A 17,515-nucleotide genomic window follows, 5' to 3' on the forward strand; every position below is an offset into this window, starting at 1 on the left:
ATCAACGGAAGAAGATGAAGGTGGCAAGAACGAAGAGCGGCACCAGGATGCCGCCCGACCACAGCATGAAGCCGAAGAAGCTCGGCATGCGCACGCCGCGGCTTTCCGCGATGGCCTTGACCATCAGATTGGGCGCGTTACCGATATAGGTGTTGGCGCCCATGAATACGGCGCCGGCAGAGATGGCTGCCAGCGTCGTCGCATAGGTGGTCATCAGGGCCTGCGGATCGCCACCGGCCGTATTGAAGAACACCAGGTAAGTCGGTGCATTGTCGAGGAAAGAGCTGAGGATGCCGGTGGCCCAGAAGTACATCGCCGGGTCGGGCTGCCCGTCCGGCCGGGTCACCGCTGCGACGACGGCGCCGAAAGGACCGTCGACACCCGCCTTGAGCATGGCGATCACCGGCACGATGGTCACGAAGATGCCCGCGAAGAGCTTGGCGACCTCGACCATCGGCCCCCAGCCGAAGTGATTGGCCTCGTGCACCTTGGGCACCGTGATGCGCAGCGACAGCAGGGTGATCGCGATCAGCGCCACGTCGCGCACCAGTCCCGGCAAGCCCACCTCCGTACCGAAGACGTCGAATCGCACGGGCGACTTCCAGACACCGCTCAGAAGCACGAAAAATACGACGCCACCGAGCAGCAGGAAGTTGACCGCGCCTTCGAAGGCGATGCCGCGCGTGTCAGGCGTCGGATCGAAAGGCAGCAGGTCCTCATTGCGGAAGTACCAGGCATCGAGCAGGTAGAAGAGCACCAGCAGGATGCCGGTCATGAACAGCGTTTCCGGCAGGATGTTCAGGAGCGTCCAGGTGAAGTCGACGCCCTTCAGAAAGCCCAGGAAGAGTGGTGGATCTCCCAGCGGCGTGAGCGCGCCGCCCACGTTCGACACGATGAAGATGAAGAACACGACCACGTGCACCTTGTGCCGCCGGTTGTCGTTGGCGCGGATGAGCGGCCGGATCAGCAGCATCGAGGCACCGGTAGTGCCCATCAGGCTCGCAAGCACGGCACCGATCGCCAGGATCGCCGTGTTGAGCCGCGGCGAGCCGCGCAGGTTGCCGCGGATGTGGATCCCGCCCGAGACTGCAAACAGTGCAGCCAGAAGAATGACGAAGGGGATGTATTCGCCGACGAGCGCATGCGCCAGCTGGGCGCCGGCGAGCGGCGCACCGTGAATCGCGGCAAACGGAAGCAGAAAAGCCAGCCCCCAGGCCACTGCAACCTTGCCGTAGTGGTGATGCCAGAACGCCGGCACCAACAACGGCATCAGCGCGATCGACAGGAGGATTCCGGCAAACGGCACGCTCCACCAGACCGAAAGACGGGCGCCGTCGAGGTCAGCCGCCCATGTCGCGGCCGGCGAGATCAACAGGACGGATACCAGCGAACGCAGGACGCCCTTCGCCGACCTCGATGCCTTCATGCGGCAGGCTGCTCGATGTCGAAGACCTGGCGCAGATAGGCAAGATAGCGCTCGTCCTCGCACATGTTCTTGGACGGCGTGTCGGACAGCTTGGCCACCGGCTGGTCGTTGCAGCCGATCATCTTGATGACGATCTGCAGCGGCTCATAGCCGAGGTCGTTGGTCAGGTTGGTGCCGATGCCGAAAGCGAGTTGGCAACGGCCCCTGAACTGCTGGTAGAGCTCGATCGTGCGCGGCACCGTCAGGCTGTCGCTGAAGATGAGCGTCTTGGTCTGCGGATCGACGCGATTCGCCGCATAGTGGGCCAGCATGCGCTCGCCCCACTCAAACGGGTCGCCGCTGTCGTGACGCGCGCCGTCGAAGAGCTTGCAGAAATACAGGTCGAAGTCGCGCAGGAAAGCGCTCATGCCGTAGACATCCGACAGTGCAATACCGAGGTCTCCGCGATATTCCCGCGCCCAGGTCTCGAAGCCGAATATCTGGCTGTCGCGCAAGCGCGGCCCGAGCGCCTGGCAGGCTTGCAGGTACTCGTGCGCCATCGTGCCAAGAGGAATCAGCCCCAGCTTCATCGCATACAGCACATTGCTGGTACCCGCGAACTGCGGCAGCTTCGAAAGCCCGCGCGGCTGCGGCGAAGTCACGGCGCCCAACTTGTCGGAGAGCGTGCGCAGCACTTCCTCGTGCCATTCATTGGAGAAGCGCCGACGCGTACCGTAGTCGGCGATCTTCAGGTCGGCCAGGTGGTCGTCCTGCAACTGCCCGATCTTGGCCTCCAGCCGGCGACGGCCTTCGGCGTAGTCAGGCTGCGGCTGCGTATTGCGGAAGTAGACCTCGTTGACGATCGCCAGCACGGGGATCTCGAACAGGATCGTGTGCAGCCAGGGCCCGCGGATCCGGATGTCGAGTTCGCCGGAGGGCATCGGGATGATGTTGATGTACTTCTCGTTCAGGCGGAACAGCCCGAGGAAGTCCACGAAATCGCTCTTGATGAAGCGCATCGAGCGCAGGTAGCTGAGCTCCGCATCCTTGAACTGCAGCGAGCACAGGTGGCGAATCTCCTCGCGGATCTGCCCCGCGAAGCGGGCGAGGTCCACACCCGGGTTGCGGCACTTGAAGCGGTATTCAACGCGCGCACCGGGGAAGTGATGCAGCACGACCTGCATCATGGTGAACTTGTAGAGATCGGTATCGAGCAGGCTTTGAATGATCATGGTGAGCGCGCTTGTCCCCAGGTAATCGACGTGCGTTCGATTATCACGGCCGCAGTCGGCAAGTGCCTACGACCCCTTCCCCGAGAGTCCTACCGCCGTGTCGATGCTGCGACGCGACAGTGATTTCACGCCGGTGGAGCCACACGGGCACCGGCGATGAAACCTCATCTGACTGAAGGAGATCCGCCATGAACAAGGACACCGTCGAAGGCAACTGGAAGCAGCTCAAAGGAAAGATCAAGGAGCAATGGGGCAAGCTGACGGATGACGATTTCGACGTCATCGCCGGCAAGCGCGACCAGTTGCTGGGCCGCATTCAGGAGCGCCACGGCATCAGCCGGGACGAGGCCGAACGGCAGGTCGCCGACTGGGAAAAGCGCGACGGCCGCACACCTGCCATCTGGATGGAGCGCGTCTGACGGCGCGAGACCCCCAGCGCGCACTCACCCCTACCGATTTCGCAACTTCAGAGGACACTGCCATGAAAAAGCATCTGCTCATGATCGCCATCGCTTCGACCTGCTGCCTCGTAGCGGGCCAAGCCAGCGCGATGACCCAGGACGAATACAAGGTCGCCAAGGAAAAGATCGAGGCCGACTACAAGGTGAACAAGACCCAATGCGACACCTTGAAGGACAACGCCAAGGACGTGTGCCACAAGGAAGCCAAGGGCAAGGAAGCCGTGGCCAAGGCTGAACTCGAACAGCAATACAAGCCGAGCGACAAGCACGCCCGCGACGTGCAGGAAGAAAAGATCAAGGCCAACTACGAGGTCGCCAAGGAAAAGTGCGACGACCTGAAGGGCGACTCCAAGAGCGCTTGCGAGAAGCAGGCCAAGGCCGACCAGGATCGCGGCAAGGCTGAACTTCGCGCGATGAAGTAACGCTCTCCCCCAGCCTCGCCCACTTCGTGTGGCTCGGGCACCCCCTTCCGGGGGCAACCCCTGCGGCCCGGCAAAGCCGGTTCCGCGGGGTTTTTGGCTTGTGGGGTCAGGCGCGCAATTCGTCTACCACCGCCTGTAGCGCTGCGGGCAACTTCACGGGGCGCTGCGTTTCGCGATCGACGTAGACGTGCACGAAATGGCCTTGTGCCGCAGGCGTGTCGGCGCCTTCTGCGAAGAGGCCGATTTCGTATTGGACGCTCGAGGTACCTGCCCGCACTACCCGGATTCCGGCTTCGACGGTCTGCGGATAGGCCAGCGGTGCGAAGTAGTTGCAGCGGGTTTCGACCACGAAACCGATCGTCTTGCCCTCATGGATGTCCAGCGCGCCGCGCTCGATGAGGTGCGTGTTCACCGCCGTGTCGAACCAGCTGTAGTAGACGACGTTGTTGACGTGGCCGTACATGTCGTTGTCCATCCACCGCGTGGGGATCTTGCGGAAGACGCGATAGCTGCTGCGGGGATGGGGAATCGGTCGGTCGCTCATGGCGCGGCATTTTGCCAGCGGCGCCAGTAGTCGAACGCAACCCGGAAGGTGCCGAGCTGGACCTGCACCGTCTCGGCGATCTCCGCCGCATAGCCACCCGCCATCGCGAATGCCAATGGAATGCGGCGCTGCCACGCGAAGTCGAATACGCGGCGGTCGCGCGCTTCCAGGCCGTCGAAGCTCAGCTTGAGGCGGCCGAGCCTGTCGCGCTCGAAAGGGTCCGCGCCGGCCAGGTAGATGATCAGCCCGGGCGTGAAGCGGCGCTCCATTTCGTCGAGCGCATGCTCCACCGCGGCAAGGTATTCCGCGTCGCCACAGCCGTCTGGTAGCTCAACGTCGAGGTCGCTAGCTTCCTTGCGGAACGGGAAGTTCTTCTGCCCATGGATCGACAGGGTGAAAACGCTCGGATCGCCGCGAAAGATGCTTGCGGTTCCGTTGCCTTGGTGCACATCAAGATCGACGATCGCGACCTGCAGTCGCGTGCGCGCCTGGCGCCCATGCTCCGCCTGCATGAGCCTTGCAGCGACGGCCGCATCGTTGAAGACGCAGAATCCGCCGCCCTTGTCGGCACTCGCGTGATGGGTGCCACCGGCCATGTTGGCCGAAACGCCCTCCGCGAGCGCAGCCCGGCAGGCCGCGATGGTTGCGCCCGTGGAACGACGCGACCGCTCGACCATCGCCTCGCTCCACGGGAACCCGATCTCGCGCATGGCCGCAGCGCTCACGCTGCCGTCGCTGATCGACGCGATCCACTGCGGGGTGTGGGCGAGAGCCAGTTCGCCGTCGGAGGCGCGCGGCGCCTCGAACATGTCGACCTGCGGCAGTTGCCGTTCGAGGCCATCGCGCAGCAAGGCGTACCGCCCCATCGGAAAACGGTGACCGGGAGGCAGCGGCAGAACAAACTGGCCCGAATAAAAGGCACGCATCGAAACATTCTCGCGATTTAGAAATTGCCTTCTAAATTGCTGCATAGCAACAAAAAACTCTTGTCCAGAGCGTTGGCCTAGCTAATACTTGAGGCCATGCTGCACCGCAACATACGAGAGGGGCAGCTTCAAAGTGCAAGTATTCGTCAACTCAAACTGGAGCTCCTAAATGGCCCTCACCGCTGACCAACTGATCGCCGCTCAAAAAGCCAACCTCGAAACCCTCTTCGGCCTGACCAACAAGGCTTTCGAAGGCGTTGAAAAGCTGGTCGAACTGAACGTGACCGCTTCCAAGGCCGCCCTTACCGAAGCCGCTGACGCCAGCCAAGCCCTCCTGAACGTCAAGGACGCTCAAGAGCTGCTCGCCCTGCAAGCCAGCCTGTTCCAGCCCCTGGCTGAAAAGACCGCTGCTTACAGCCGTCACCTGTACGACATCGCCCAAGGCACCGGCGCCGAATTCACCAAGGCTTTCGAAGTCAAGGCCGCTGAAGCCCAGCAAGCCTTCGTCGGCCTGGTCGACAGCGCTGCCAAGAACGCTCCCGCCGGTTCGGAAACCGCCGTCGCCGTGATGAAGAGCGCCGTTGCTGCTGCCAACAACGCCTTCGAATCGGTGCAAAAGGCTGTCAAGCAAGCTTCCGACGTCGCTGAAGCCAACTTCCAGGCTGTGTCGACCACCGCTGTGAACGCCGCCAAGAGCACCGCTCAAACGGCTTCGCGCAAGCGCTAAGCCAATCATCACCAACAACCGCCTGCCTTGAGCAGGCGCAGATTGTCTCCTTGGGTCCTTCGGGATCCAATTCCAGGGCCTCGTCTTCGGACGAGGCCTTTTTTTGTGCCTGCTTCGGCTCGGATAATCACCCGGTTGCACAAACGAGACACAGGAGAAAAGTTCATGCAAATCGCAGGCAAGGTTTTCATCGTCACCGGCGGCGCTTCGGGGCTCGGGGAGGGCACGGCGCGGATGCTGGCCGCAAATGGCGGCAAGGTGGTCATCGCCGACATGCAGGCCGACAAGGGCGAAGCGGTCGCCAAGGAGATCGGCGGCGTTTTCGTCAAATGTGACGTGAGCCAGGAAGCGGACGGACAGGCTGCGGTGGCCGCCGCCCTCAAGCTCGGCAAGCTCATGGGCCTCGTCAACTGCGCAGGCATCGCGCCCGCTGAAAAAACAGTCGGCAAGAACGGACCGCACGGTCTGGCGGTCTTCAGCAAGACGGTCATGGTCAACCTCGTGGGCAGCTTCAACATGATCCGGCTTGCAGCCGATGCGATGAGCAAGAACGAGCCCGAATCAACCGGCGAGCGCGGTGTGCTGATTTCCACCGCCTCGGTCGCGGCCTACGACGGCCAGATCGGCCAGGCCGCCTACAGCGCATCGAAGGGCGGCGTCGTCGGCATGACGCTTCCGATCGCCCGCGACCTGGCGCGCAGCGGCATCCGCAACATGACGATCGCTCCGGGCATCTTCGGCACCCCGATGCTTTTCGGCATGCCACAGGAAGTGCAGGACGCGCTCGCCGCGAGCGTGCCCTTCCCCTCGCGCCTCGGCACGCCCGAGGACTACGCGAAGCTCGCCCGCCACATCATCGAGAACGACATGCTCAACGGCGAGGTGATCCGACTCGACGGCGCGATCCGTTTGGCGCCGCGCTGACGCTCCCTAGGGCGCCTTCGGAATCGTCGGGCTGCTTCAGGCTGCCCGTACGTTCCAGGCGCTCGTATTGAGCGATCACCTGGGCACCGAACAGCACCAATGTTGCGGCGATCTCCAGGCTCAGAAGCACGACGATCGCCGTCGTCAGCGAGCCGTAGACCACGCTGACCTGCGACAGCGTCGCAAAGTACAGCACCAGCACCCGGCGGGTGACTTCCCAGAGCAGCGCCGCAGTCACGCCGCCCAGCAACGCATGGCGCAGCCTGAGATGCCCGACGGGCATCACCAGGTAGAGCGAGGTCAGCATGAAGATTTCCCCGGCCAGTCCGAGCAGATACAACAGCAACCCCGATACGCCAGAGAGCGACCAGCTGTGGCCGAGCAGCTCGACGCGCTCTTCCCCGATGACCTGCAGCGCGCCGGAAACGAGCGTGACCAGCATCAGCCCAAGGCACAGGCAGAAGATGTAGATGTACGGCATCACCGCCGACATCAGGAAGTGCCGCGAATGGTCTGCCTTGCGGTGGTGGAAGATCACCGCCATCGCGCTTTCCAGCACGGTGAACGCCAGCGAGCTGAAGAAGATCATCGTCACCAGCAACACCGGCCCGAGAACGTCAGCGTGGGTGAGGAAGTTCGACAATTCCGAGACCAGCGCGCGTGACTGCCCCGGCACGAGCCATTCGAGGTAGCGCCCGACCGCGCTCAGCAGCGCGGACTGGTCGATGAAGTGCGACATCGCCATCACGCTGACAATCAGGAGCGGCACGATCGACAGCAGCGCGTAATAGGCCACGGCGCCCGCAAGCAGCAACCCCTGGTTGGCTTTGAAGCTCTTGAGCGCCTCCCACATGAATCTCAGCGGGTGCTTCAGGAGCGGGACGGCGTGATGAATGGATCGGCGGATCATCGGTCGGTGTCGGGAAGACGAGTATGCCGCCGGCCGGCGTCCGTTTGATGGCTTGCGTATCATTTGCCGCTCTCCGCCTACATGACCATCCCCGCCTCTTTCATCCAGGAACTGATCGCACGCGCCGACGTCGTCGAGATCGTCGGCCGCTACGTCCAGCTCAGGAAGGCGGGTGCCAATTTCATGGGCCTCTGCCCATTCCATGGGGAGAAGTCACCCTCGTTCTCGGTCAGCCCGACCAAGCAGTTCTATCACTGCTTCGGCTGCGGCGCGCACGGCAACGCGATCGGCTTCCTGATGGAGCACGCTGGCATGGGCTTCGTCGAGGCGGTGCACGACCTCGCAGGGCAGTACGGCATGCAGGTGCCTGAGGACGACGCATCCCCCGAGGAACGCGCGCGCGCCGCAGGACAACGCCAGAAGCAGGCCACGCTGAACGAAGTGCTCACCAAGGCAGGCGATGCCTACCGCAAGCACCTGCGGCAGTCGAAAGGCGCGATCGCCTACCTCAAGGGCCGCGGCGTCTCGGGCGAGATCGCGCGCCATTTCGGCATCGGCTACGCGCCCGCCGGCTGGCGCACGCTGGCGAGCGTGTTTCCGGACTACGACGACCCGCTGCTGACTGAAAGCGGGCTCGTGATCGCCGCCGAAGCGGACGACAGCGGCGAAGGCAAGCGCTACGACCGGTTCCGCGACCGGGTCATGTTTCCCATCCGCAACGTCAAGGGCGAATGCATCGGATTCGGCGGTCGGGTGCTCGGTGACGAGAAGCCCAAGTACCTGAATTCGCCCGAAACGCCGGTCTTCAGCAAGGGGCGTGAGCTGTACGGGCTTTTCGAGGCCCGGGCGGCGTTCCGCGAGCGCGGCTATGCGTTGGTCACCGAGGGCTACATGGACGTGGTGGCGCTCGCCCAACTCGGTTTTCCGAACGCGGTCGCGACGCTCGGCACCGCCTGCACGCCTGAACACGTGCAGAAGCTGTTCCGCTTCACCGACGCCGTGGTCTTCAGCTTCGACGGCGACGCTGCCGGCCGGCGCGCCGCGCGCAAGGCGCTCGATGGCGCCCTGCCCTACGCCACGGACGTTCGCAGCATCAAGTTCCTCTTCCTGCCGACGGAACACGACCCCGACAGCTTCATCCGCGAATTCGGCGCGGATGCCTTCGCGCGCTTCGTCAACGAGGCCACGCCGCTCAGCCGCTTCATGATCGAAGCCGCGCGCGAGGGCTGTGACCTCGGGACGGCAGAGGGCCGCGCCCACATGGCGAGCAACGCCCGTCCGCTGTGGACGGCGCTGCCCGAAGGCGCACTGAAGCGTCAGTTGCTCGGAGAAATCGCGGCGCTGGTGCAATTGAGCGGCCAGGAGCTCGGCGAGCTGTGGGCGCCGGCAGCCGGCAAGGCGCCGCCGCCCGTATCTGCCGCGGCGAGCGACGGCGACTGGAGCGCCTGGGCCGACCGCGGCGAATGGGTCGAAGAAGCGCCCAGGTCCTTCCAGGACCGGCGGCGCTTCAAATCCGGCCGGCCGCAGTCGCCACCGCGCCCGCCGCCAGGTGGACGGAAGCTCCCGACGAGCCGTTCCGACGTGGCGGTGCGGCTGATCCTCTCGAACATGGCCGAATGGGAAGGCCTGTCGCACGAGCTGCACGCGATGCTTTGCGACCTGCCGGGCGATCACGGGCAGCTCTTCGCCTGGCTCGACAGCCAGCTCCACGAGCACGGCGTCCAGCCCTGGGCGGCGTTGCGCGAAGGACTGCGGGAGCAGTCATTCGAGGCGCTGGCCCTGCGCGTCATGACCGGACCCGAGGGCGGCCCGCTGGTGAGTGCAGAGGGCGAAGGGGCCACCGACGCCGTGGGCGAGCTGCGCAACGTGCTCGACTACATGCTGGACGACCTGCTCAAGGCCCAGCAGAGCGAGGCAATTTCCGCGGTCGGCAGCGATCCGCTGGCCCTGGAACGCTACAAAGCCCTGGAAATCCGACGTCTCGAGTTGCGCAAGCGCCTGAAACCGGCTACGTAAATCGGTTCTTGAAAAAGCTGTAACACGCTATAATCTAAGGCTTCGCCAGACGCTAGCCGTGTCTGGCAAAGGCAAGAGCGACAGCAGCACCTCCGGGCCGACCCCAAGCGCAATGCACTTCCCGACGGGAAACGGGTCAATACACCGCAAGGACTGCACACCAAATGATCGCCCGACATCTTGCCTGTTGAAGGCTTCGGGGACTCCGTCCTCCTGGCCTCAGTGTTTGTGCTCCTGCCTGCGCCGGGTTTGTGGCGCTTGTGATTCCGCTTGGTCCATCTTGTTCTACGAGGTTTTATGCCCAGTTCGAAGAAGCCTGCCGTGTCCGCCGCCAAAAAGCCTGCAGCAGCAGAAAAGCCGTTGAAGAAAGCCGCGCTGCCGGCAACCAAGACCGGCGCCGCCGCGTCCAAGGCGTCTGCAGCTACGAAAGTGAAAACCGTGCCCACCAAATCGACCACCACCGACGACGAAATCATGACGAAGCCTGCCGCCAAGAAGGTTGGCCGTCCTCCCAAGGCAGCCGGCACGACGACGACTGGCGCCAAGCGCGGCCGCAAGCCGAAGGCTGCAGCCAGTGCCGAGCCGTCGAGCGACATCGACCTGTCTGACATCGAAGACGATCTGGCCGGTGAAGAACCGTCGGCTGCGGCGACGGAAGAAAAGGTCAAGCCGCTTCGCATGAAGATCAGCAAGGCGAAGGAACGCGCCTTGATGAAGGAATTCGGCCTGGACGAGACCGTCCTCTCCGAAGAAGACCTGGCCAAGCGCCGTTCGCGCCTCAAGACCCTGATCACCCTGGGCAAGACCCGCGGCTACCTCACGCACGGCGAAATCTCCGACCACCTGCCCGACAAGCTGGTCGACGCCGAGACCATGGAAGTCGTGGTCACCATGCTCAACGACATGGGCGTGGCCGTCTACGAACAGACGCCGGATGCCGAAACCCTGCTGCTGAACAACACCGCGCCCACGGCCACCACGGTCGAAGAAGCGGAAGAAGAAGCCGAAGCGGCCCTGTCGACGGTGGACAGCGAATTCGGTCGCACCACCGACCCGGTCCGCATGTACATGCGCGAAATGGGTACGGTCGAACTGCTGACGCGCGAAGGCGAAATCGAAATCGCGAAGCGCATCGAAGGCGGCCTGATGTCGATGATGGAAGCCATCTCGGCTTCGCCCGCGACGATCGCCGAGATCCTGCGCCTCGCCGAAGACATCCGTGAAGGCAAGGTCGTCATCTCAACCATCGTCGACGGCTTCTCGAACCCGAACGAGGCCGACGACTACGTGGCCGAAGAAGACTTCGACGAGTTCGACGAGGAAGACGACGACGACGGCAAGGGCGGCTCCAAGGCGCTCACCAAGAAGCTCGAAGAGCTCAAGAACGAAGCCCTCACCCGCTTCGACCGCATCGCCGGCCTGTTCGAGAAGATCCACAAGATCTACGACAAGGAAGGCTACGGCACGCCGGGCTACCACAAGGCCCAGCACTCGCTGTCCGAAGAGCTGATGACCATCCGCTTCACGGCCCGCACCATCGAGAAGCTGTGCGACCTCGTGCGCACCCAGGTCGACGACGTCCGCAAGAAGGAACGCGAGCTGCGCCGCATCATCGTGGACAAGTGCGGCTTCCCGCAGGAAGACTTCATCCGCGACTTCAGCGGCTTCGACAAGAACGGCAACCGCGTCGCTTCGAACCTGCTCAACCTGAGCTGGGTCGAGAAGCAGGCCGCCGCCGGCAAGCCGTGGAGCGCCGTGCTCCAGCGCAACATTCCGCCGGTGCAGGAACTGCAGCAGCGCCTGGCCGACATCCAGGCCCGCGTGGTGGTGCCGCTTGCCGAGCTGAAGGACATCAACAAGCGCATGAACGAAGGCGAATCGTCTTCGCGTGACGCCAAGAAGGAAATGATCGAGGCCAACCTGCGTCTCGTGATCTCCATCGCCAAGAAGTACACCAACCGCGGTCTGCAGTTCCTCGACCTGATCCAGGAAGGCAACATCGGCCTGATGAAGGCGGTCGACAAGTTCGAATACCGCCGCGGCTACAAATTCTCGACGTACGCGACGTGGTGGATCCGCCAGGCGATCACCCGCTCGATCGCCGACCAGGCGCGCACCATCCGTATCCCGGTGCACATGATCGAGACCATCAACAAGATGAACCGCATCAGCCGCCAGCACTTGCAGGAGTTCGGCTTCGAGCCCGACGCTGGCATCCTGGCCGCGAAGATGGAGATCCCGGAAGACAAGATCCGCAAGATCATGAAGATCGCGAAGGAGCCGATCTCGATGGAAACCCCCATCGGCGACGACGACGATTCGCACCTGGGCGATTTCATCGAGGACAGCAGCAACACCGCGCCGATCGAGGCCGCGATGCAGGCGGGCCTCCGCGATGTGGTCAAGGACATCCTCGACAGCCTCACGCCGCGCGAAGCCAAGGTGCTGCGCATGCGCTTCGGTATCGAGATGTCGACCGATCACACGCTGGAAGAAGTCGGCAAGCAGTTCGACGTCACGCGTGAGCGCATCCGCCAGATCGAGGCGAAGGCGCTGCGCAAGCTGAAGCACCCGAGCCGTTCCGACAAGCTCCGCAGCTTTATTGATACCCTCTGATCTCCAGCGATCGGAATCTGAAGGCGCCTGAGGGCGCCTTCTTTTTGCTCAAAACAAGATGGAGACCCAAGACGGATGAACCCCGACGCGCACAAACTCTGGCGCGCGCCCCGCTGGGCGCTGGCGATCCTGCTGGCGGTGCTGGGCATGCTCGGTCCGTTCTCGATCGATACCTACATTCCCGCGTTCTCGGGCATTGCACACTCGATCGGCGCCTCGCCGGTGGAGATGCAGCAGACGCTCTCGGCGTACCTCTTCGGCTTCGCCTTCATGAACCTGTTCCACGGCGCGCTGTCGGACAGCTTCGGCCGCCGCCCGGTGGTGCTGTGGGGTCTGGTGGTGTTCACCGTCGCATCGCTCGGGTGCGCGCTGTCGCAGACCATTGGGTGGCTGGTGTTCTTCCGGGCGCTGCAAGGTTTGTCGACCGGCGCAGGCATCGTCGTTTCGCGCGCGGTGATCCGCGACATGTTTCCGCCGGCCGAGGCCCAGCGGGTGATGAGCCAAGTCACGATCTATTTCGGCATTGCGCCTGCGATCGCGCCGATCGTCGGCGGCTTCCTGTTCGTGCACCTGGGGTGGCACAGCATCTTCTGGTTCCTGGTCGCCGTGGGTGTGATCCTGTGGACTGCCAACTACAAGCTACTGCCTGAGACGCTGCACCAGGACCACCGCCAGCCCTTCGAGGTCCGGCACTTGCTTCGGGGCTACTGGAGCCTCTGCTCCGATCCGCGCTTCCTTCTGCTGGCGCTTGCGAGCGGCGTGCCGTTCAACGGCATGTTCCTGTACGTGCTGGCCGCGCCTGCGTTCCTCGGCGAACACCTGAGCCTCGCGCCGACGCAGTTCTTCTGGTTCTTCCTGCTGACCATCGGCGGCATCATGCTCGGCGCGTGGGCCAGCGGCCGCATGGCGGGCAAGGTGGCGCCGAAGCGGCAGATCCGCGATGGTTTCGTGATCATGCTGGCGACCTCGATCGTCAACGTGATTGCCAATGCGCTCTTCACGCCGCACGCGGCCTGGGCCCTGTGGCCGTTGGCGGTGTTCGCTTTCGGCTGGGCGCTGATGGTGCCGGTGGTCACGCTGCTGGTGCTCGACCTGCATCCCGAGCGCCGTGGCATGGCCTCCTCGTTGCAGGCCGTGATCGGCTCGACAGCCAACGGGATCGTCGCGGGCATGATCGCGCCGCTGGTGATGCACTCCACGCTGGCGCTGGCCAGCACCTCCATCCTGATGCTGGGAATCGGGCTCGTCGCCTGGGCCTGGTTGCACCAGCGCTGGCCGGAGATCGGGCGGCTGGCAGCCCGGGAAGCAAGCTGACGCTGAACCCATGCGCTTCGAGTCCCTCTCCACATTCGCGCGCGCCTGGATCCCGGGCCCCACGTCCGCCAACGCTCAGGAACGCCTGCGGGCAACCATAGGTGCCGGCGTCGGCCTCCTCTTCACCGCCCTGATCTGCCACTGGGTCGGCATTTCCTCGAGCGTCCCGTGGCTCATCGCGCCGATAGGCGCGAGCGCGGTGCTGGTCTTCGCGCTGCCGGGGAGCCCACTCGCCCAACCCTGGCCGGTGATCGGGGGCAACACCATTGCGGCGCTGGTCGGCATCGCCTGCGTGAACTGGCTGCCGGACGGCGTCTGGCTCGATGCCTTCGCAACCGCGCTGGCGATCGGCGTGATGTTCTCGCTGCGCTGCCTGCATCCGCCGGGCGGCGCGGCGGCGCTGCTCATCGTGCTGACCCACACCACGCAGTTCTCGTTCGCCTTCTTCCCGACCATGGTGAACTCGGTGCTGCTGGTACTCGCAGGCGTGATCTACAACAGCCTGACCGGCCGGCGCTACCCGCACGTCCAGATCGCGCCGAAGCCCTCTCCCGCCGACAGCCGGCTCAGCTCGATCGATATCGATGCGGTGCTTGCGCGCTACAACCAGGTACTCGACATCAGCCGAGACGATCTCGAATCGCTGATCCGCCAGACCGAGGTCGAGTCGTGGCACCGGCGGCTCGGAACGGTCCATTGCGCCGACCTCATGTCGCGCGACCTCGCCTCCGTTGAGTTCGGCACGCCGCTGCAGGAAGCCTGGGCGCTGATGCACGAGCGGCGCATCAAGGCGTTGCCGGTGGTCGACCGCAGCCGGCGTGTGGTCGGGATCATCACGCAGGCGGATTTCTTCCGGCACATCGACCTGCAGCACCATGAAGGCATCGGCGGGCGCTTGCGCGACTTCATCCGCGCCACCCGCACCGTGATGTCCAGCAAGCCCGAAGTGGTCGGCCAGATCATGACGCGACAGGTGCGCGTGGCGAGCGCCGACCGGCCGCTCGCCGAACTGGTGCCGCTCTTCTCGGAAGGCGGCCATCACCACATTCCGATCATCGACGCCGACAAGCGGCTGGTCGGGATGATCACGCAGTCCGATTTCGTGCGCGCGCTGTATCGGGCCGTGGGCCCGGAGGCCTGACCGGCCAGTAATCCGGGTCGGCAAAGCGCTCGGCCAGCAGGTCGAGCAGCAGGCGCAACGCGACCGGCATCTGGCGCCGCGATCCGTACAGGCCATAGACGCCAAGCGGCTGCGGCACCGCTTCCGGCAGCAGCGCCACGAGCCGCCCTTCCGCGACCAACTTCCTCGCCGAGTAGACGGGTTGCATGGTGATGCCCGCACCCTCGACTGCCGCCGCGAGCAGCACGTTCGACTCGTTGGCACTGAGGGTGCCGCTGACCGGCACTGCGAGCCGCTCTCCGGCCACGTCGAACTCCCACAGGCTTTTTCCGAAGTACGAATAGGTCAGGCAGTTGTGGGTCGCCAGATCCTGCACCCGACGCGGCCGCCCTTGCGCCGCCAGATAGGCCGGTGACGCGCAGATCAGCGAATCGCAGCGTCCCAAAGGCCGCGCAATCAGGTTCGGATCGAGATCATTGGTGATACGAACGGCAAGGTCGATCCGCTCCTCGACGAGGTTCACCGACCGCGGCCCAATCTGCAGGTCGATCGCGGCCAGCGGATAGCGGCGCAGAAATTCGGCCACCGTGGCAGCCAGCACGTCCTGCGCAAGCGACTGCGAGCAGGCCACGCGCAGCAACCCGCGCGGCACGTCGTCTTCATTGGTGGACGCGACGGCCATCTCCGCGGCCAGCTCCAGCATGCGGCGGCAGCGTGCGAGGGTCTCGCGGCCGGGCTCCGTCAAGCTCAAGCGGCGCGTGGTTCGGTGCAGCAGGCGGGCGCCGGCCCACTCCTCCATCTGCGCCAGATAGCGCGTGACCATCGCGCGCGACATGTCCAGCGCCTCGGCAGCGGCGGTCATGCTGCCTTTTTCGGCGATGCAGACGAAGACTTCAGCGGCGGTGACCCGGTCCATATTCGATCGAATGAAGCAACAAACCTGCCCATCCTAAGGTGTTTTTTGATCGAACCAAGAAACCTACGATCGCGCTCCATGACATCCAGCAAGCCGCCGCGACAGGCCACCCTTCACTACATCTTCGATCCGCTCTGTGGCTGGTGCTATGCCGCCGCGCCGCTGGTCGACGCGGCTCGCGCCGTCCCAGGCCTCCGGATCGAGCTTCACGGCGGCGGAATGATGACCGGCCCCAACCGGCGCCCCATCACCTCGGCGTGGCGCAGCTATGTGATGCCCCATGACCACCGTATCGCCGAGCTCAGCGGTCAGCCCTTCGGTGCAGCCTACTTTGACGGCCTGCTCAACGACGTGGGAGCGATGCTCGATTCGGCCCCGCCGCTCACTGCGGTGCTCGCAGCGCAAGCGGTCGCAGATCGTGGCCTCGACATGCTCAACCGCGTGCAGCGCGCCCACTATGTCGACGGCCGCCGAATCGCCGAACGGCCCGTTCTTGAAGACCTCGCGGCCGACATCGACCTCGCACCGACCACCTTTGCGACGGCCTACGACGAGCTGAGCGGCGAATCCACCCATCGCCACATCGCCCACAGCCGCCAATGGCTCGCGAGAGCGGGCGGGCAAGGCTTTCCCACCTTTGCGCTCGAAACGCCCACCGCGCAGGTCGTGCCTGTCGAAGCCGGGCGCTTTCTCGGCCAGCCCGACGCCTGGACCACGCAGCTTCAACAGCTGATCGCCCAAGTCGCCTGACCCTCACCCCATCCTGCTGTCACTTCTCCAATCTCTGAAAGAGTTCACACCATGAAGATCGTCATCCTCGGCATTTCGGGCCGCGTCGGCTCGCGGATCGCCAATGAATTGCTTCAACGCGGCCACACCATCACCGGCATCGCCCGCAAGATCGAAGGCGTGGCCGAGCGCCCCCAACTCACCCTGAAGGCGGCCGACGCCACCTCGGTCGATGCGCTCGTACCGCTGCTGCGCGGTCACGACGTTTTGATCAGCGCAACCCGCTTCGAAGGCGGCATCGATGCCAAGACGCTCATCGCCGCGGCAAAAAATGCGGGCGTGCCGCGCGTGCTGGTCGTAGGTGGCGCAGGCAGCCTCGAAGTGGCACCGGGCAAGGCGCTCGTCGACACGCCCGACTTCCCGGAGGCCTACAAGCCCGAAGCCATCGCGGGTCGCGTGCTCCTCGACGCGCTGCGCGCCGAGAAAGACCTCGACTGGACCTTCCTTTCGCCTTCGGCGCTCTTCGTGCCGGGCGAGCGCACCTACAAGTTCCGCCTCGGCGGCGATGGCCTCTTGACCGACGAAACGGGCAAGAGCTGGATCTCGATGGAGGACTACGCGATCGCGATGGCCGATGAAGTCGAGATTCCCAAGCACTCTCGGCAGCGATTCACCGTGGGGTACTGACTACACCCCCAGGCTCGCGCACTTCGTGTCGCTCTCCACCCCCTTGCAGGGGGCGATACCAGCGGACCGGCGGAGCCGGATCCGCGGTATCCCTGGTTTTGCGAGGTCAGGTGTGAGTTTCCAGGGTGCGCTTCATCGCTTGCATGCCGGCGTCGATCATGGCTGCGATCGGCTCGGCCATGGCGTTGGGCAAGAGGTCGGCGACCCAGACCAGACGGCTGTGCGTGGCGTCTTCGGGGTACACCTGCAGCGATGCGTTGTGATGCGTGAGCCGGCCGCCAGAGGCCGACCATGCGATGCGGCGCGTCGCGTCATCGACGTCGACGATCACCTCGCGCGCGACGATGCCGTTGGCGAAAGTGACGATGCGCGCATCTCCTTCAAGCTTGCAGTCGGTCACGAAGCCGGGCACCAGCCGGCGATGGATCTCACCGACGTCGCGCACCGCGTCCCAGATGTGGGCGGCGCTCGCCGTGACCTGCATTTCCCGCCGAATGGATGCCATGCGCGTCTCCTTTCGAAGCTCGAATCAGTGTAGGGGCGCGGCACCCGCCGCGCCCGTGCCG

Annotated in this window: 17 protein-coding genes; 10 read left to right on the top strand and 7 right to left on the bottom strand. The window is 64.4% G+C overall.

Annotation, left to right across the window (positions count from 1 at the left end):
- Position 1: 1 nt before the first annotated feature.
- On the bottom strand, positions 2–1,426 hold the full coding sequence (locus tag FHW64_RS16525; RefSeq protein ID WP_184528127.1) for a sodium:proton antiporter: 1,425 nt from the start codon (positions 1,424–1,426) through the stop codon (positions 2–4).
- Positions 1,423–2,637: a nicotinate phosphoribosyltransferase gene (gene pncB, locus FHW64_RS16530; RefSeq protein WP_184528129.1), complete on the bottom strand. Its 1,215-nt coding sequence runs from the start codon at positions 2,635–2,637 to the stop codon at positions 1,423–1,425. The genes FHW64_RS16525 and pncB overlap by 4 nt, the downstream gene beginning before the upstream one ends.
- Before the next feature lie 188 nt (positions 2,638–2,825).
- Between pncB and FHW64_RS16535 the strand changes: the two genes are divergently transcribed.
- Positions 2,826–3,056: a CsbD family protein gene (locus tag FHW64_RS16535; protein WP_184528131.1), complete on the top strand. Its 231-nt coding sequence runs from the start codon at positions 2,826–2,828 to the stop codon at positions 3,054–3,056.
- Positions 3,057–3,118: 62 nt separating this feature from the next.
- Positions 3,119–3,520 carry a hypothetical protein gene (locus tag FHW64_RS16540; protein ID WP_184528133.1) on the top strand — a complete coding sequence of 134 codons (402 nt, stop codon included), beginning with the start codon at positions 3,119–3,121 and terminating at the stop codon, positions 3,518–3,520.
- 106 nt (positions 3,521–3,626) lie between these two features.
- Here the strand turns inward: FHW64_RS16540 and FHW64_RS16545 are convergent, their stop codons facing one another.
- Both FHW64_RS16545 and FHW64_RS16550 read right to left on the bottom strand, forming a co-directional pair.
- Positions 3,627–4,064 (bottom strand): thioesterase family protein, encoded by a 438-nt coding sequence (locus tag FHW64_RS16545; protein ID WP_184528135.1) that lies wholly within the window; start codon positions 4,062–4,064, stop codon positions 3,627–3,629.
- Complete coding sequence (locus tag FHW64_RS16550; RefSeq protein ID WP_184528137.1) at positions 4,061–4,990, bottom strand: histone deacetylase; 930 nt, start codon at positions 4,988–4,990, stop codon at positions 4,061–4,063. Before FHW64_RS16550 ends, FHW64_RS16545 begins: the two co-directional genes overlap by 4 nt.
- Before the next feature lie 169 nt (positions 4,991–5,159).
- Between FHW64_RS16550 and FHW64_RS16555 the strand changes: the two genes are divergently transcribed.
- A complete protein-coding gene (locus FHW64_RS16555; RefSeq protein WP_184528139.1) occupies positions 5,160–5,717 on the top strand; it encodes a phasin family protein in 558 nt (185 codons plus the stop codon).
- Between the two features lie 165 nt (positions 5,718–5,882).
- Positions 5,883–6,641, top strand: coding sequence for a 3-hydroxyacyl-CoA dehydrogenase (locus FHW64_RS16560; protein ID WP_184528141.1), 759 nt, complete (start codon positions 5,883–5,885; stop codon positions 6,639–6,641).
- On the opposite strand, the gene FHW64_RS16565 is transcribed toward FHW64_RS16560, so the two are convergent.
- Positions 6,589–7,551, bottom strand: coding sequence for a YihY/virulence factor BrkB family protein (locus FHW64_RS16565; RefSeq protein WP_184528143.1), 963 nt, complete (start codon positions 7,549–7,551; stop codon positions 6,589–6,591). The two genes, FHW64_RS16560 and FHW64_RS16565, sit on opposite strands and share 53 nt — an antisense overlap.
- 81 nt (positions 7,552–7,632) lie before the next feature.
- Here FHW64_RS16565 and dnaG point away from each other — a divergent pair, with 81 nt between their 5' ends.
- The 4 genes from dnaG to FHW64_RS16585 all read left to right on the top strand — a co-directional run bounded on the left by dnaG (position 7,633) and on the right by FHW64_RS16585 (position 14,638).
- Entirely contained in the window at positions 7,633–9,567 is a 1,935-nt protein-coding gene (gene dnaG, locus FHW64_RS16570; RefSeq protein ID WP_184528145.1) for a DNA primase, read from the top strand.
- A 297-nt stretch (positions 9,568–9,864) separates the two neighbouring features.
- Positions 9,865–12,183 carry an RNA polymerase sigma factor RpoD gene (gene rpoD / locus FHW64_RS16575; protein ID WP_184528147.1) on the top strand — a complete coding sequence of 773 codons (2,319 nt, stop codon included), beginning with the start codon at positions 9,865–9,867 and terminating at the stop codon, positions 12,181–12,183.
- Between the two features lie 75 nt (positions 12,184–12,258).
- Entirely contained in the window at positions 12,259–13,497 is a 1,239-nt protein-coding gene (locus FHW64_RS16580) for a multidrug effflux MFS transporter (RefSeq protein WP_184528149.1), read from the top strand.
- Positions 13,498–13,507: 10 nt separating this feature from the next.
- Positions 13,508–14,638, top strand: a complete 1,131-nt coding sequence (locus FHW64_RS16585; protein WP_184528151.1) for an HPP family protein — start codon at positions 13,508–13,510, stop codon at positions 14,636–14,638.
- Here FHW64_RS16585 and FHW64_RS16590 read toward each other — a convergent pair.
- Entirely contained in the window at positions 14,583–15,533 is a 951-nt protein-coding gene (locus tag FHW64_RS16590; protein ID WP_184528153.1) for a LysR family transcriptional regulator, read from the bottom strand. The two genes, FHW64_RS16585 and FHW64_RS16590, sit on opposite strands and share 56 nt — an antisense overlap.
- 78 nt (positions 15,534–15,611) lie before the next feature.
- Here FHW64_RS16590 and FHW64_RS16595 point away from each other — a divergent pair, with 78 nt between their 5' ends.
- Entirely contained in the window at positions 15,612–16,283 is a 672-nt protein-coding gene (locus tag FHW64_RS16595; protein WP_184528156.1) for a DsbA family protein, read from the top strand.
- Between the two features lie 51 nt (positions 16,284–16,334).
- Complete coding sequence (locus tag FHW64_RS16600) at positions 16,335–16,949, top strand: NAD(P)-dependent oxidoreductase (protein WP_184528158.1); 615 nt, start codon at positions 16,335–16,337, stop codon at positions 16,947–16,949.
- 106 nt (positions 16,950–17,055) lie between these two features.
- Here FHW64_RS16600 and FHW64_RS16605 read toward each other — a convergent pair whose 3' ends face one another.
- Positions 17,056–17,454 (bottom strand): SRPBCC family protein, encoded by a 399-nt coding sequence (locus tag FHW64_RS16605; protein WP_184528160.1) that lies wholly within the window; start codon positions 17,452–17,454, stop codon positions 17,056–17,058.
- Positions 17,455–17,515 lie beyond the last annotated feature (61 nt).

Origin of the sequence: Variovorax sp. Sphag1AA (genome assembly GCF_014192575.1) — a bacterium.
Lineage (GTDB): Bacteria > Pseudomonadota > Gammaproteobacteria > Burkholderiales > Burkholderiaceae_C > Variovorax.